This is a genomic window from Candidatus Clostridium radicumherbarum (assembly GCF_045310525.1).
Taxonomy (GTDB): Bacteria; Bacillota; Clostridia; order Clostridiales; family Clostridiaceae; genus Clostridium_AT; species Clostridium_AT radicumherbarum.
Map to the genome: position 1 here is coordinate 132,297 of NZ_JBJHZY010000003.1, position 16,139 is coordinate 148,435.

The 16,139-nt window shown below is 33.4% G+C and carries 15 protein-coding genes; all 15 read left to right on the forward strand.

Annotated elements, in window-relative coordinates:
- The first annotated feature begins 2 nt into the window (after nt 1-2).
- A complete protein-coding gene (locus ACJDUH_RS14415) occupies nt 3-650 on the forward strand; it encodes a 3-oxoacid CoA-transferase subunit B (protein WP_406766201.1) in 648 nt (215 codons plus the stop codon).
- A 142-nt stretch (nt 651-792) separates the two neighbouring features.
- Nucleotides 793-1,827 (forward strand): L-erythro-3,5-diaminohexanoate dehydrogenase, encoded by a 1,035-nt coding sequence (gene kdd, locus ACJDUH_RS14420; RefSeq protein WP_406765910.1) that lies wholly within the window; start codon nt 793-795, stop codon nt 1,825-1,827.
- 25 nt (nt 1,828-1,852) lie between these two features.
- On the forward strand, nt 1,853-3,130 hold the full coding sequence (kamA, locus tag ACJDUH_RS14425) for a lysine 2,3-aminomutase (protein ID WP_406765911.1): 1,278 nt from the start codon (nt 1,853-1,855) through the stop codon (nt 3,128-3,130).
- A 136-nt stretch (nt 3,131-3,266) separates the two neighbouring features.
- Nucleotides 3,267-4,292, forward strand: coding sequence for a lysine 5,6-aminomutase reactivase subunit KamB (gene kamB / locus ACJDUH_RS14430; RefSeq protein WP_406765912.1), 1,026 nt, complete (start codon nt 3,267-3,269; stop codon nt 4,290-4,292).
- Between the two features lie 87 nt (nt 4,293-4,379).
- Entirely contained in the window at nt 4,380-5,813 is a 1,434-nt protein-coding gene (gene kamC / locus ACJDUH_RS14435; RefSeq protein WP_479723059.1) for a lysine 5,6-aminomutase reactivase ATPase KamC, read from the forward strand.
- A gap of 187 nt (nt 5,814-6,000) precedes the next feature.
- A complete protein-coding gene (kamD, locus tag ACJDUH_RS14440) occupies nt 6,001-7,575 on the forward strand; it encodes a lysine 5,6-aminomutase subunit alpha (protein ID WP_406765914.1) in 1,575 nt (524 codons plus the stop codon).
- 2 nt (nt 7,576-7,577) lie between these two features.
- A complete protein-coding gene (gene kamE / locus ACJDUH_RS14445) occupies nt 7,578-8,366 on the forward strand; it encodes a lysine 5,6-aminomutase subunit beta (protein ID WP_406765915.1) in 789 nt (262 codons plus the stop codon).
- 383 nt (nt 8,367-8,749) lie between these two features.
- On the forward strand, nt 8,750-9,802 hold the full coding sequence (gene xerA / locus ACJDUH_RS14450) for a site-specific tyrosine recombinase/integron integrase (protein WP_406765916.1): 1,053 nt from the start codon (nt 8,750-8,752) through the stop codon (nt 9,800-9,802).
- Nucleotides 9,803-10,046: 244 nt separating this feature from the next.
- The gene (locus tag ACJDUH_RS14455) at nt 10,047-10,733 is read left to right on the forward strand and encodes an HAD family hydrolase (RefSeq protein WP_406765917.1); all 687 of its coding nucleotides are present in this window, start codon (nt 10,047-10,049) and stop codon (nt 10,731-10,733) included.
- Between the two features lie 357 nt (nt 10,734-11,090).
- Entirely contained in the window at nt 11,091-11,648 is a 558-nt protein-coding gene (locus tag ACJDUH_RS14460) for a GNAT family N-acetyltransferase (RefSeq protein ID WP_406765918.1), read from the forward strand.
- 338 nt (nt 11,649-11,986) lie between these two features.
- On the forward strand, nt 11,987-12,493 hold the full coding sequence (locus ACJDUH_RS14465; RefSeq protein ID WP_406765919.1) for a GNAT family N-acetyltransferase: 507 nt from the start codon (nt 11,987-11,989) through the stop codon (nt 12,491-12,493).
- Between the two features lie 432 nt (nt 12,494-12,925).
- The gene (locus ACJDUH_RS14470; RefSeq protein WP_406765920.1) at nt 12,926-13,324 is read left to right on the forward strand and encodes a hypothetical protein; all 399 of its coding nucleotides are present in this window, start codon (nt 12,926-12,928) and stop codon (nt 13,322-13,324) included.
- Between the two features lie 237 nt (nt 13,325-13,561).
- Entirely contained in the window at nt 13,562-14,089 is a 528-nt protein-coding gene (locus ACJDUH_RS14475; RefSeq protein ID WP_406765921.1) for a hypothetical protein, read from the forward strand.
- 422 nt (nt 14,090-14,511) lie between these two features.
- The gene (locus ACJDUH_RS14480; RefSeq protein ID WP_406765918.1) at nt 14,512-15,069 is read left to right on the forward strand and encodes a GNAT family N-acetyltransferase; all 558 of its coding nucleotides are present in this window, start codon (nt 14,512-14,514) and stop codon (nt 15,067-15,069) included.
- Between the two features lie 421 nt (nt 15,070-15,490).
- Complete coding sequence (locus ACJDUH_RS14485) at nt 15,491-15,964, forward strand: NUDIX hydrolase (protein ID WP_406765922.1); 474 nt, start codon at nt 15,491-15,493, stop codon at nt 15,962-15,964.
- The last annotated feature ends 175 nt before the right edge of the window (nt 15,965-16,139 follow it).

A 16,139-nucleotide genomic window follows, 5' to 3' on the forward strand; every position in this document is an offset into this window, starting at 1 on the left:
AAATGGCAAAGGAAATAATCGCTAAAAGAGTTGCTGAGGAACTTAAGGATGGACAGCTGGTTAATTTAGGAATTGGACTTCCAACTCTGGTTGCAAATTATATTCCAGAAGGCATGCATATCACTTTTCAATCAGAAAACGGCATGGTAGGAATGGGACCGGCTGCTGCAGTTGGTGATGAAGATATGGATATTACAAATGCTGGAGGACAATATGTAACAATTCTTCCTCATGGAGCCTTCTTCGACAGTGCAACTTCCTTCGCACTTATAAGAGGAGGCCATGTAGATGCCACTGTTCTTGGAGCGCTAGAAGTGGATGAAGAAGGTAACCTTGCAAACTGGATAATACCAGGCAAAATGGTTCCTGGCATGGGAGGCGCCATGGATTTAGTTACAGGAGCTAAAAGAGTAATAGTTGCTATGCAGCACACAGGAAAAGGGGAACCCAAAATACTTAAAAAATGCAGACTTCCTCTTACCGCAAAGGCTGAAGTGGATTTAATTGTTACTGAATTATGTGTTATTGAAGTAACAAAGGAAGGTTTAGTACTAAGAGAAATCCATAAAGACACAACCATAGATGAAGTTATATCACTTACAGAAGCAGCTTTAATAATTCCTGAGGAAGTTAAAATTATGAATGTTTAGCTACTTCACTGAATAGCATTTATGATTTTTTACTGAATGAAGAATGAAGGCTTAAGAAACATGATTTAATAAATAACAATAATAAATAAATATAAATAAAAAATTAAAAATTAAAAATTATAATTTAACGGGGGTTTTATTCATGAAAAAGGGATGTAAATTTGGAACACACAGAGTTATGGAGCCACAAGGAGTATTGCCACAAGCTGCGCTAAAGATAAATAACGATATGGAAATCTACAGCAATGAAATGCTTATAGATGTTCAAGCTCTTAATATCGATTCAGCTAGCTTTACTCAATTAGAACAGGAAGCTAATGGAGACGCAGAAAAGATTAAGGCTAAAATACTAGAAATAGTAGGGCAAAGAGGAAAGATGCAAAATCCTGTAACAGGTTCAGGCGGAATGCTTATTGGAACAATAGCTCAAATAGGAGAAGATTTAAAGGACAGGGACTTAAAGGTTGGAGATAAAATAGCTTCCTTGGTTTCCTTATCCTTAACTCCATTAAAAATAGAAGAAATCATTGATATTAAGCAGGATATTGACAGAGTTGAAGTTAAAGCTAAGGCTATACTATTTGAAAGCGGAATTTATGCTAAGCTTCCAAATGATATGACTGAAAACCTTGCACTAGCAGCACTAGACGTAGCAGGAGCACCAGCACAGGCAGCAAAATTAGTTAGACCAGGACAAAGTGTTTTAGTATTAGGTGCACATGGAAAGTCAGGCATGCTTTGCTGCTATGAAGCTATGAAGAGAGTTGGACCTACAGGAAAAGTTATAGGCTTAGTTAGAAAAGAAGCACAGGCTAAGGATTTAATGGAGTGGGGTCTTTGCCATGAGGTTATTATAGGAGATGCTCAAAAGCCAGTGGATGTACTAAATAAGACACTTGAAGCTAACAAGGGAAAAGAAGTTGATATTTCTATAAGCTGCGTAAATATACCAAACACTGAAATGTCCTGCATTCTTCCAGTAAAAGATGATGGAACAGTTTACTTCTTCTCTATGGCAACAAGCTTTACAAAGGCAGCACTTGGAGCTGAAGGGGTAGGCAAGGATGTTAATATGATAATTGGAAACGGCTATACAAAAGACCATGCAGAAATCACATTAGCAGAACTTAGAGAAAGTGAAACCTTAAGAAAGATATTTGAAAAGTTATATATTTAATAAATAAGGGTATGGGGGAAATAAAATGAAAGTGAATAGAAGGTTCGAACTTTTTAAAGAAGCTTCTGACGAACAGTGGAATGACTGGAAATGGCAGGTTAGAAATAGAATAGAAACTCTTGAAGACCTTAAAAAATATCTTCCTTTAACAGAAGAAGAGGAAGAAGGAATTAAGAAATGTCTAGAAAGCTTTAGAATGGCCATAACACCTTACTATTTATCACTTATTGATGTAAATGATCCGAATGATCCAATTAGAAAACAGGCTATACCAACAGCTTTTGAAACTTATAGATCAGAGGCTGATTTAGTAGACCCGCTCCATGAAGATGGAGATTCACCAGTACCTGGACTAACTCACAGGTATCCAGATAGAGCTCTTCTCTTAGTTACTGATCAGTGCTCCATGTACTGCAGACACTGTACTAGAAGAAGATTTGCAGGCCATCATGATACCTCACTACCAATGACTCAAGTGGATAATGCCATTGATTATATTGCAAAGACTCCAGTTATTAGAGATGTATTAATATCAGGAGGAGACCCATTACTACTTTCAGATGACAAGCTTGAATATATTATTTCAAAGTTAAGAGCAATACCTCATGTGGAAATAGTAAGGCTTGGTTCAAGAACTCCAGTAGTTATGCCGCAAAGAATAACTGAAGACTTAGTTAACATGCTTAAGAAATATCACCCAATTTGGCTAAACACACACTTTAACCATCCAAATGAAATAACAGAAGATTCTAAGAGAGCTTGCGAGCTTCTATCTAATGCAGGTATTCCACTTGGAAACCAATCTGTGCTTTTAAGAGGAGTAAATGACTGCATGCATGTTATGAAAAAACTAGTAAATGAGCTAGTTAAAATAAGAGTTAGACCATATTATATCTATCAATGTGATTTATCCTTAGGTTTAACTCACTTTAGAACACCAGTAGCTAAGGGAATCGAAATCATTGAAGGTTTAAGAGGTCATACTTCAGGCTTCTGCATTCCAACCTTTGTAGTAGATGCACCTGGTGGTGGAGGAAAGATACCTGTAATGCCGAATTATGTTATATCGCAAGGCTATGATAAGGTTATTTTAAGAAACTTTGAAGGAGTTATTACTACCTATGAAGAGCCTTCAGATTATACTCCAGGCTGCAACTGTGAGGTATGCAGAGGTGAAACTAAGGTTACTAAGGTAGGAGTAGCAGGTCTTTTAAACAATCAGCAAATGGCACTTGAACCAGAAGGCTTAGAGCGAAAGAAGAGAACAAAACACCTTCATGAACAGGACATTGTAACTGTTTAAATATTTTAGACACTGAAGGATTCTGAAATCACTGAATTAATAGGGGAAGGATAAATCCCTTCAGCAATTTCAGTTTCTTCAGTGTATTCCACGTCATATAGCTTTAAAAAGATTATAGATATAAGTGGGGGATATCATGGGGAAGATTGATATATTAGATAGAATAAAAAATTACCACACAATATCTATAATCGGAATGGACAAAAATGTGGGAAAAACCACAGCCTTAAACTATATTTTAGATAAGACAAAGGATAGTATAACCTTTGGTCTTACCTCTATCGGACGAGATGGGGAAGAGGAAGATAGAGTTACTGAAACAAAGAAGCCCAAAATATATATAAAAAGGGGCACCTATATAGCAACTTCTAAACAGTGTTTATTTAATGGGGATATTACAAAGGAAATAATAGAAACTACTGATATAAATACTCCAATGGGAGAAGTGATAATAGCAAAAGCCTTAAGTGATGGTTTTGTTGAGCTTGGGGGACCGTCTATTAATACCTATATGAAGCAAATTTGTGATAGGCTTAAGACCTTCGGATGTGAAAAAATAATTGTGGATGGGGCATTAAGCAGAAAGACCACAGCTTCACCGTCAGTCACAGAGGCAGCTATCCTATCAACTGGAGCATCCCTCAATAGGAGTATGAGCAAGGTAGTAGAAAAAACAGCACATGCTGTTAGTCTTCTATCCATTGCTGCAGAAGAAAGCAAAGCAATTATAAATATAGTAGAAAAGGAGCTTTCTAGAGCAAGGATAGGAATTGTATACAAGGATTTGAGAATAAGAGATTTAAAGGCGCAAACATCACTAGAAGGTGCAAAGGAAATAGTAGATAACCTAGGTGATGGTGTAAGCCATGTTTTAATTAGAGGGGTAGTAACGGATAAATTAATAGAAGACATAATTAAATCTACAGATAAGTATAAGGGGATTACTTTTCTAGTAGAGGACGGAACCAAGCTTTTTATAAATAAGGATACTCTCTATAGACTTTTAAAACTCGGGGGGGTTATTAAGGCTTTAGAGAGTATCAATTTAACGTGTTTGACCTGTAATCCAAAATCACCATTTGGATATGAATTTGATAAGGACTTATTTCTTGAAACTTTACAAAAAAATATTGCGTTACCTGTGTTTGATTTAATGGGATAACTTGAAGGTTAATAAGCTTTATGTGCATATTAGGAATACAGGGAGGGGATTAAGGTTAAATTTTTAGATAGCGAACAGAGAAAACAAATTGGGTTTTCTTTTATAATAGATAACTTAGAAATAATGACAGCCTTTGGAATAGAAGAAAAGAAAAACATAAAACCCTTTAAAAGCTCAGAAGAAAACAAATTAATGGATGAATTTAACAATATTGAAATCATGTGTAACACTCTTAGGAAAAATGAACAGGCCATAGGAGAAATAGAGAGAGTGTTTTGCAGAATAAAAGACCTTAGAAACACAGTAAAAAGATGCAGTGAAAATATCACCTTAGATGATGTAGAGCTTTATGAAATAAAATATTTTTCTATTTTAATGGAGGAACTAGTAGAAGCCTATGAGCTGCTAAATATAAATATTAAAACAATAAAATTTAATAGTCTAAAGGAAGTTCTTAACATTTTAGATCCTGAAGGAAAAAAAATCTCTACCTTTTATATATATGACAGCTATTCTGAAATACTCAAAAATATAAGAACTGAAAAGAGAAAATTAGAGGATTTAATATATAAGAAAGATAATGAGGAAAAAATTAAGGTTTTAAAGGAAGAGAGACTTAATGTTGTACTTTTAGAGGAAGCAGAAGAGCTTAAAATCAGAAGGCAGCTTACTGAAAACCTTTCTGGTTATGTCTTATTGCTAATGGAAAATATAAATTCCATTGGTAAATTAGATTTTTTAATGGCCAAAGCTAAGCTTGCATTAAAATATAATGCAGTAAAGCCAGAAATAAAAGATTCAATGGATATAAGCTTTAAAAACATGATAAATCCAGAAGTTTTAGAGCACCTAACAAGGAAGAATAAGATTTTTACTCCTTTAACAATTGAGCTTAAAAATGGAACAACTGTAATTACAGGTGCCAATATGGGTGGAAAGTCCATTACTTTAAAAACTCTTGTACTTAACCTAATGCTTGGACAATGTGGCTTTTATGTGTTTGCAAAGGAAGGATATTTTCCCATCTTGAATTTTATATACTTTATTTCAGATGATATGCAGTCTGTTTCCCAAGGTTTAAGCACCTTTGGAGCAGAAATAGTTAAATTAAAGGAAGTTATAGCTTCTATAAAAAGAGAATCTGGTTTTGTTGCCCTTGATGAATTTGCTAGAGGTACGAATCCAAAAGAAGGCTATTACTTAGTTAAGTCCTTATGCAAGTATTTAAATACACAGAATTCAATTAGTCTTATTTCTACTCATTATGATGCTGTAGCTGATGATACCATGACTCACTATCAGGTAGTGGGACTCAAAAACATTGATTTTAATGTTCTTAAAACTAAAATAGATCTAAATAAAATGAAATCAGTTGATATTATTCAAGAGCATATGGAATATAACCTGGAAAAGGTATCTGCACAAGATGAGGTTCCAAAGGATGCCTTAAATATATCAGTTCTCCTTGGACTTCAGGAGGAAGTTATAGATATGGCTAAGAAGTTCTATGGGGAAGAATAACAAAAAGTAATGGCTTGTGGTAATTTAATTTTTGAAGCTAAAAGGACTTAAATAAGGAAAATTAAAACTTTATTAACGCCTTACTTACTAAGATTATATTAATAAGCTAAAGGTGAACATAGAAATTAATCTCAGCTAGTATATAAAAGTTTATCATAATAAATAGAAATAAATCGGGGGGATATTCATGGAGGGTAAATTAAATTTAAACTTTGACTTAGTGCAAAAGGGCAGACTTTCAGCTAAAAATATTGCACTTGAAACTCAAGAATTTATTGACAGACACACTACTGCTGCTGTAGAAAGAACTATCTGCAGACTATTAGGAATAGATGGGGTAGATGAGGTGGGAGTTCCTCTTCCAAATGTAGTAGTAGAAAACATTAAAAATGGTAATGGTTTAAACATAGGAGCTGCTGTTTTTATAGGAAATGCCATGGTAAATACTAGTCTATCTCCTCAGGAAATAGCACATAAGGTTTCAAAAGGAGAACTAGATTTAACAAAGCTTCCAATGGCAGATATATTTGAAATCAAAATTGCTGTAAATGCTATAGCCAAGGAAACAGTAGAAAAGGTTAAGGGGAATAGAGCAAAGCGAGAAGAATACTTAGACAGATTTGGAGATAAAAAAGGACCTTATCTTTATGTAATAGTTGCAACAGGAAATATTTATGAAGATATAACTCAAGCAGTAGCAGCAGCAAAGCAAGGTGCTGACATTATAGCTGTTATTAGAACCACAGGTCAAAGTCTTCTTGATTATGTTCCATATGGAGCAACAACAGAAGGCTTTGGAGGTACCTTTGCAACTCAAGAAAACTTTAGGCTTATGAGAAAGGCACTTGATGAGGTAGGGGAAGAACTGGGCAGATATATAAGGCTTTGCAATTACTGCTCTGGACTATGTATGCCAGAAATTGCAGCTATGGGAGCCCTGGAAAGATTAGATGTTATGCTTAATGATGCTCTTTATGGAATATTATTTAGAGACATAAATATGAAGAGAACAATTGTAGACCAATATTTTTCAAGAATAATAAATGGCTTTGCTGGGGTAATTATAAATACCGGAGAAGATAATTATTTAACCACTGCAGATGCTGTTGAAGAAGCTCACACCGTACTTGCTTCACAATTTATAAATGAGCAGTTTGCTGCACTGGCAGGGCTTCCAGAGGAACAAATGGGCCTTGGCCATGCTTTTGAAATTAATCCAGAGGAGAAAAATGGATTTTTATATGAGCTTGCCCAGGCACAAATGGCAAGAGAAATATTCCCTAAGGCACCGCTTAAATATATGCCTCCAACTAAATTTATGACAGGTAATATCTTTAAGGGGCATGTTCAAGATGCACTATTTAACATGGTAACTATTATGACAAATCAAAAGCTGCACTTATTAGGCATGCTTACAGAGGCTATTCACACTCCTTTTATGTCGGACAGAGCCCTAGCTATTGAAAATGCCAGCTATATTTTCAATACCATGGCAGATTTAGGAGAAGAAATAAGCTTTAAAGCAGACGGAATAATACAAAATAGAGCAAATGAAGTATTAGGAAAGGCTTCAGATCTATTAAAGGAAATAGAAGGCCTTGGCCTATTTAAAACTTTAGAAAAAGGAATATTTGCAGGAATAAAGAGACCAATAGATGGCGGAAAAGGCCTAGACGGAGTTGTTGAAAAGCAAAAAGAATACTTCAATCCATTCATAGAGCTTATGCTTAATAATGAAAATAAAGCTAGTAGGGAGGTGTAGGCATGAGCGGAGGACTATATTCAACTGACAAAAGGGACTATGATAAAACCTTGGATTTAACTAAAGTAAAGCCCTACGGAGATACCATGAACGATGGAAAGGTTCAAGTAAGCTTTACCCTTCCAGTTCCAGATGGAGACAAGGCAGCAGAGGCCGCAAAGCTTTTAGCAAAAAAAATGGGACTTCAGGAGCCATCTGTAGCTCACCACTCAGCACTTGACAAGGAGTTCACCTTCTTTGTAGTTTATGGCAACTTAAATGAAACTATAGATTATGATTCCATAAAGGTTCAATCCGTTGATGTTCACGCAATGGGCATGGAAGAGACCAATGAGTACATTAGAGAAAACATAAAACGAAAGGTAGTTATTATTGGGGCAAGCACAGGCACAGATGCTCATACCGTAGGCATCGATGCAATAATGAATATGAAAGGCTTTGCAGGGCATTATGGCCTTGAAAGATACGACATGATAGAAGCCTATAACCTAGGCAGCCAAGTTCCCAACGAGGAATTTATCAAAAAGGCAATTGATTTAAAGGCTGATATACTTCTAGTATCTCAAACAGTAACTCAAAAAAATGTGCACGTTCAAAACCTTACAAACCTAGTAGAGCTCCTAGAAGCAGAAGGCCTTAGAGATAAAATAATCCTAATCTGCGGCGGCCCAAGAATAACTCACGAACTAGCTAAAGAGCTAGGCTACGACGCAGGCTTCGGTCCAGCAAAATACGCAGACGATGTAGCAACCTTCGCAGTTACTGAGATGGTTAATAGAGGATTAATATAATTGTAAAAATCAATGATGTAAAGTTTGAAAAATATCTCCAGAATAAAATCGTTCTGGAGATATTTTTATTTGTTAAAATAATTACCAAGATTAAAAATCTCATAACAAATTTGTAATATCTTCATGACAAATTTTTAAGATATTTTTTATTTGTAAAAGGAATATAAACTTGGAAATAATAAAGTCTTCATAAATTTCTCTATTTGTTAATCATAAATAGTTAAACGGCACCGCCAATTAAAAGTTTATTGATAAATGTAATTCAATAGTACAAGCATAATAATTAATGTAATAAAACCAAATAAATGGTATAATGTAGTTAATTTGCGGAGATACTTCTTATAAGAACATAGATTCTCATAATTTTAAAAAGGGGTATAACCGTGACGATAAATATAGCAAAACTAAAAGATGAATTAGTAATTTCCTTTGAATATTCTCCTGTAAGAGTAGCAAAGATAAAAAGTCTAAAGTTTTATAAATGGAATCCTGACAAAAAAATATGGACTGTGCCTTTTACAGAAGAAAATTTAAACATGTTAAAAGAGCTATTTAAAAATGAACAAAAAAATATTAATTTTGAAGATAATCCGAAAAACCAAAATCTCATTAATTTAATGGAAGATGAAATAAAACTTAAAGGCTATAGCTTTAAAACAAGAAAATCCTACATTTCACATATTAAAAGATTCTCAAGCTTTCTAAATAAAGATTTACAGGAATTCACAGCGGAAGATGTAAAAAGATATACATTATTTCTTCTTGAAGATCAAAAAGTATCACACTCTTATGTAAACCAATCAATTAGTTCTATAAAATTCTTATGCAAAGATGTATTAAAACAAGATAAAAACATAAATTTTATGACAAGACCAAAGAAAGAAAACAAGCTGCCAAATGTTTTAAGCTTTCAAGAAGTATCAAAAATACTTTCTGCACTTAAAAATGAAAAACATAAGACAATCTTGTTTTTAATATATTCAGCAGGCCTAAGAGTAGGAGAAGTTGTAAGGCTTAAAACAGAAGATATAGATAGCCAAAGGATGCTTATCCATGTTGTGCAGGGAAAAGGCTCAAAAGACAGGTATACGGTACTATCAGAAATTGCACTAGAGCAGCTTAGAAAATACTACAAATTATATAAACCAGAAAAGTGGCTTTTCCCAGGACAAGATGATGATGAATATATTACAGAAAGAACTGTTCAACGAGTATTTGAAAATGCATGCAATCTAGCAAAAATAACTAAGAAGGTTTCCGTACACAGTCTCCGCCATTCCTTTGCAACACATCTTCTTGAAGGCGGAATAGATTTAAGGTATATTCAAGAATTACTTGGTCATTCTAGCTCTAAGACAACAGAGATATACACTCATGTGACGCAAAAGAATATATCTAACATACAGAGTCCGCTGGATAAGATGTTAAAAAAGTAAATTACAAGGATCGGCAAGCTCCACTATAGTATTATTACCCGACATGAACGTCGTAAATACCTTTGTATTTAAGGTATAAAACGACATGGGATACATGTATTTATTAGTTATGTGAAATTTCAGGTCTATTGAAGGTTACATTTCGGATTTAAAGATATCTTAGATTTTTTTGAGACAAAGATAAAGCACAATTGTAGATATGACGAGACTAAGTTCAGGTTTTCGAAGTTAGGGGATGATTTATTTGAAAGACAAAGTAAAGTTTGAATTAATTATTTTTGATATGGATGGCCTAATGTTTGATACTGAAAAAATATCGTTTGTTTCTTGGAAAGACGCAGCAGCACGATATGGTTATCAAATTGATGATTTGATATTTCGAAAAACTATAGGTGCAAATCTAACCAGTACAAAAGACATATATTTAAAATATTTCGGAAGTAAATTTCCTATTGAGGAAATAATAAGTGAAAGAGTTAGAATTACAGAAGAGATTATAAGATTAAATGGTGTTCCTATAAAGAAAGGACTTTATGACTTATTAGATTATTTGAATCAAAGTAATATTAAAAAAGCTGTAGCTACATCCACAAGTAGAAATAGAGCCTTGAATTTATTAAAGTTGGCTGGTATTGATAAACGCTTTGATTATGTATTATGCGGAGATGAAATTGAAAAATCAAAACCAGACCCGGAAATATTTTTAAAGGTATCAGATAAACTAGGGTATTCTCCTGATCAATGCTTGGTGCTAGAAGATTCAGAAGCTGGAATAGAAGCTGCGTATAAGGCTGGAATGTTTCCAATAATGATTCCTGATATGAAAGAGCCAAGTGAATTAACGCAGAAGTTAATTTTCAGAAAAATGTACAACTTGTTAGATGTAAAATGTTTTTTAGAAGAATTCTTTAGTACATCATCCATAGCTTAATAGCTTAGTAGAGTATCATCTAGGATAGATAATTAAAATTATTTCATAATTTCTTTTTTATAAACTAAAAGGAAAGAAATTTTGTGGGTTAACCTTACATATATAGAGAGTTAATGACCTGTAACTTCACATAACAAAAAATTCCCGTCCAGCTTGGCTTGAGAAGACAGCCAAGCTACACCTGCGACACTAAGCCATGTCTGGCTAAGTGTCTCGGCGTCGGAAATTAGGTACGTTATACGGAATTTTATTAAAATAAGAGCTTGTTTAGAAGTTATTAGATCCAGGTCTATTGTGTTGTAGGAATAGAAAATAGTATGCAAATGCTTGTAAATATAGGTAAGGAGTTTGTTAAAGATGTTAAATCATAAAGGAACAGTCACTATAGAAACTGAACGTCTTATATTACGTAAATTTGTTATTGAAGATGCGGAAGAGATGTTTGCTAATTGGACTAGTGATCCAGAAGTTGCAAAATACATGAGATGGAATGCACACAATGATATTAATGAAACAAAAAAGAATTTAAAAAATAGAATTGATAAATATCAGGAAGCAAGTACCTATTACTGGGCTATCATTATGAAAACAATAAACAAGCCAATAGGAAATATTGCATTAATTTCTTCAAATGAATATGATATGTGTGCAGATGTTGCATACTGTATTGGACGAAGTTTTTGGGGACAAGGAATTGCTACTGAAGCATTAAAAAGAGTTCTTGAATTTGGATTAACTGAGGTGAACTTTAATAGAATTGAAGCATACCACTCAGTTAATAATATTGCCTCTGGTAGAGCAATGCAGAAAGTTGGCATGAGATATGAAGGAAGAATGCGGCAGAAATATAGGAGTCATGTAGGATTTGAAGATAGTGATTTATATTCAATCCTAAAAGAAGATTTATCACTATAAAACATTATCACATTATAAAAGGATAGAATAAGTTTGATGAGGATGGAATTGGATTTGCTCGAGATGTACAGTTAAAAATTCCGTATAACAAAAGATTAGAGTTCACTGCTGAAGATGGCCTCTGGAGTAGGCCATCGCAGCATATTCAAGAACCTAAGCTAGGAGCTAGCTAAGGTTCTTGAACATCTCTAATCCCAGACGTTAGTTGAAATTCAAGGTCAATGAAAGTTCACATTTACGCAGTTAATTTTTTCTTTACATTTTGTGAAATATAGTAAAAATTGCAATTGTAAGAAGATGCGAACTTAAGATTATTTGTATAATATAGGAGTAATATTATGGTTAAACAAGCTGATGAATATGATATACCAATTATTGAAGAAATACTATTAGATGCAGTAAACTGGATGTCCAAAAGTGAACTTCAAAACACGTGGAATGGATCAAATGTGAAGTGGGCTAATCTATCAAAGTCTTATAAAATAAATAATTTTTATATTGCATATCAGAATGGATTGCCAACTGCTTGTATGGCTTTAACTGATTATGACCCAATTTTTTGGCCCAACATTCCAAAAGGAGAATCTTTATATTTGCATAAGGTTGCTGTTAAACGTGCATTTGCTGGAAGAGGATTTGCAAAAGAATTAATAGATTTTGCAAAAAATTTAGCTCAAAATTTTTGCATTAATGCAATTCGACTTAATTGTAATCAGCATCGAAATAAATTAAGGACAGTATATGAAAATGAAGGATTTATATGTGTAGAAGAAAAGACTTTTTTTGAAAAGCATGATACTGCTTTATATGTCTACAATGTTAAGGATACTAACCCCGTATTATAAGCATAATATGAAGTTAATTTACTTCACTTTATACTCTTTTAATAATGTAAACTACATTGAAAGAAATTCTTTGGGAAAATCCTACGAAAATAGATAGCAAATGACCTAGAACATCAACTAACAAAATTTTACCGTCCGCCTTGGTAGGGGGATTTTTTTTATAGAACGGTGTAATAATATGGGTTATAATCTATATATAGGTTAAAAACGGATGGCTTGCCAAGGCACATTCCTTCACCGGCGCAAGCGCAGACAAGGGGTATTCCTCTGGGGCCCGGTTCAGGAACGTCGGCAACACGAGACGTTAGATGTAATTTTTGGTAAACAGAGTGACAGCTTAAAAGTTTTTTTATTTATTTTTTAGATATGAAATTGTAAAATATTACGAATTAACTTGATATGGAGAATCATAATTCAAGAAAGGGTGGGAAAATGACAAGACACAGAGAAATTCCATTCTTAGATATTATAGAAATTAAGCGCGATGAAATTGGAGCTTATGCCAAAATCAATGTAATCTTGGAAGATGGAAGGTTAGTAATAAGATGGGGACTGGATAATTTTACTTTTCCATATATAAAGGATGCATTTTCAGCACGATGCTTTGATATAATGCCTGGTGTAGCCTATAAGCATAGATTACTCATTCAATACGCAGTTAAAAACAATGATGGGGTTAAAGAATTTTATACTTACATTGAATGTATCCAAAATAAAAAAAGAAAAGATGTTGAATTTAGATGTTCTGAGTATTTTGCTTCTAACCTTCAATGGTTTAGCAAAATAAAAAACATCCATGAACTGAGTTCGATAGAATGGAAAGATGTATAGTTAGTAATATTCTTTTAATGCGAATTAAATTTAAGGTTAAAAGAATAGACTCAGCTTAAAATGTAGTGGCTAAAACTACATCTAACAAAACATTCAAGTTCGCTTTGGCCAAATTAGGGCAAGTCTCTGTAGCAGCCAAAGCACATTCCTTCACCAAGCCAGGTCTGGCTAGGTTCAGGAATGTCTTGAATGCGAAACGTTATATGTAATTTTTAAGATACAGAGAGGTAGAACGGTATGGGGAGAAAATTTGTATCAATTCATATACTTGATTCATCCATTGATGAAGTTTGTTGGAGTTTGGTTAATTGTAGAATGGATCTAAAAAACAATGAAGCTTACATGGAGAATATATTAAAAAAATTAAATAAATCGTCAAAAATCATTGATAGTAAATTATCGATAAAGGCAAAAGAGGCCGAGTTTTATCTTGCCGAAGCAAATGGAAATATATCGGTGTTTTCTGAATACTTTTATACACAAGTTATTAAGGAACAGGTGAAAAGATGGTTCGCTGGGTCTAATAGGTGTGTTCTAGTAGTAGATTATTTTGATGATGATTATTTGGAAATGAGCATATTTAGAAAATATAAATTTTTGACTTCTCTTATTTGCGGGAATAATTTGCAACTATATGGATTAACAAATACCAAGTTTGATTCAGAGAAGGTATGTAACATTTTTGATATTCAAGCAATTCAATTAGAGCAAGCATATAATTTAGATGATATTGTAAGACTTGCAGTAATTTTGCGCATTTATTAAGGTTACCATTAACTTTTGATACTCAAGATATAAAGAATTCAAAACAATTTCATGTTGAAAAAGAAACTTTCTATTTAGGTGTTACTGTCTAGATTGAGCATTAATAATATTTATATCTTTAGAAACTTTAAGATAAAGATTATTTAAAATCATTTAGAATAGAATTTACTTCATGCTAAATGTCAAAAACTACATATAACAAAAAATTTCCGTTCAGCTTGACTTGAAAAGATAGCCAAGCAACACGTGCGACACTAAGCCAAGTCTGACTAAGTGTCTCGACGTCGGAAATTAGGAACGTTATACGGAATTTTATTAAAATAAGAGCTTGTTTAGAAGTTATTAGATCCAGGTCTATTGTGTTGTAGGAATAGAAAATAGTATGCAAATGCTTGTAAATATAGGTAAGGAGTTTGTTAAAGATGTTAAATCATAAAGGAACAGTCACTATAGAAACTGAACGTCTTATATTACGTAAATTTGTTATTGAAGATGCGGAAGAGATGTTTGCTAATTGGACTAGTGATCCAGAAGTTGCAAAATACATGAGATGGAATGCACACAATGATATTAATGAAACAAAAAAGAATTTAAAAAATAGAATTGATAAATATCAGGAAGCAAGTACCTATTACTGGGCTATCATTATGAAAACAATAAACAAGCCAATAGGAAATATTGCATTAATTTCTTCAAATGAATATGATATGTGTGCAGATGTTGCATACTGTATTGGACGAAGTTTTTGGGGACAAGGAATTGCTACTGAAGCATTAAAAAGAGTTCTTGAATTTGGATTAACTGAGGTGAACTTTAATAGAATTGAAGCATACCACTCAGTTAATAATATTGCCTCTGGTAGAGCAATGCAGAAAGTTGGCATGAGATATGAAGGAAGAATGCGGCAGAAATATAGGAGTCATGTAGGATTTGAAGATAGTGATTTATATTCAATCCTAAAAGAAGATTTATCACTATAAAACATTATCACATTATAAAAGGATAGAATAAGTTTGATGAGGATGGAATTGGATTTGCTCGAGATGTACAGTTAAAAATTCCGTATAACAAAAGATTAGAGTTCACTGCTGAAGATGGCCTCTGGAGTAGGCCATCGCAGCATATTCAAGAACCTAAGCTAGGAGCTAGCTAAGGTTCTTGAACATCTCTAATCCCAGACGTTATATGTAATTTTGGATAAACAAAGTGGTACATCAAAGTATCATAAATTATTTATTTGATACATAATTGTAAACAAGGTCGAATTAATAGAGATTATTAAAATAAAAGTTTAAATGTGATTGAGAGGTTAATGATATGGAAGACTTTAAATGGACAATTACGAAATCTGAACATCTCGTCAAGGACAGATGGATTTCTTTACGGGCAGATACATGCAAAATGCCTAATGGTAAGATTGTTACTCCATATTATATATTAGAATATCCAAGTTGGGTAAATGTTGTAGCGATAACCAAACAAAAAGAGGTTGTTTTAGTACAACAATATCGCCATGGAAGTGAAAAAACACTATTAGAATTACCATCAGGTGGTATGGAGAAAACAGATAAATCTCCAGTAGAAGCTATTAAAAGAGAATTGGCTGAGGAAACAGGCTATACTGGTCCAGAATTTATTCATACTTGCACTATATCTGCTAATCCAGCTAATCATAATAATCTTACCTATTGTTTTCTTGCATTAGATGTTGAATTAACTAAGGATATTCATTTAGATGAAACGGAACAAATTAAGGTAGTACTAAAGCCGCTAAATGAGATAATTACAAGTCTTAAGGAGAATAAATTTTTACAAGCATTGCACATTTCATCATTATTTCATTCTTTGATGTATATGGGAATGATAAAATTTTAATTTGGAATATCTTTAGTTACGAAACTATTTGGAGTTGTTTAGAATAGGCTTTATATAAAGTGTGGTGGCAAAAACTGCATATAACAATATGTTCAAGTCCGCTTTGCATGAGAAGACAGCAAAGCACACCTGCGAAGCCAAGTGCAATCGCTCTTAGCTTCTCGGCGTCTTGAAC

Coding starts and splice junctions, on each gene's coding strand:
- ACJDUH_RS14415 (WP_406766201.1), top strand. CDS start 3: ATGGCAAAGGAAATAATCGCTAAAAGAGTTGCTGAGGAACTTAAGGAT.
- kdd (WP_406765910.1), top strand. CDS start 793: ATGAAAAAGGGATGTAAATTTGGAACACACAGAGTTATGGAGCCACAA.
- kamA (WP_406765911.1), top strand. CDS start 1,853: ATGAAAGTGAATAGAAGGTTCGAACTTTTTAAAGAAGCTTCTGACGAA.
- kamB (WP_406765912.1), top strand. CDS start 3,267: ATGGGGAAGATTGATATATTAGATAGAATAAAAAATTACCACACAATA.
- kamD (WP_406765914.1), top strand. CDS start 6,001: ATGGAGGGTAAATTAAATTTAAACTTTGACTTAGTGCAAAAGGGCAGA.
- kamE (WP_406765915.1), top strand. CDS start 7,578: ATGAGCGGAGGACTATATTCAACTGACAAAAGGGACTATGATAAAACC.
- ACJDUH_RS14460 (WP_406765918.1), top strand. CDS start 11,091: ATGTTAAATCATAAAGGAACAGTCACTATAGAAACTGAACGTCTTATA.
- ACJDUH_RS14465 (WP_406765919.1), top strand. CDS start 11,987: ATGGTTAAACAAGCTGATGAATATGATATACCAATTATTGAAGAAATA.
- ACJDUH_RS14470 (WP_406765920.1), top strand. CDS start 12,926: ATGACAAGACACAGAGAAATTCCATTCTTAGATATTATAGAAATTAAG.
- ACJDUH_RS14475 (WP_406765921.1), top strand. CDS start 13,562: ATGGGGAGAAAATTTGTATCAATTCATATACTTGATTCATCCATTGAT.
- ACJDUH_RS14480 (WP_406765918.1), top strand. CDS start 14,512: ATGTTAAATCATAAAGGAACAGTCACTATAGAAACTGAACGTCTTATA.
- ACJDUH_RS14485 (WP_406765922.1), top strand. CDS start 15,491: ATGCCTAATGGTAAGATTGTTACTCCATATTATATATTAGAATATCCA.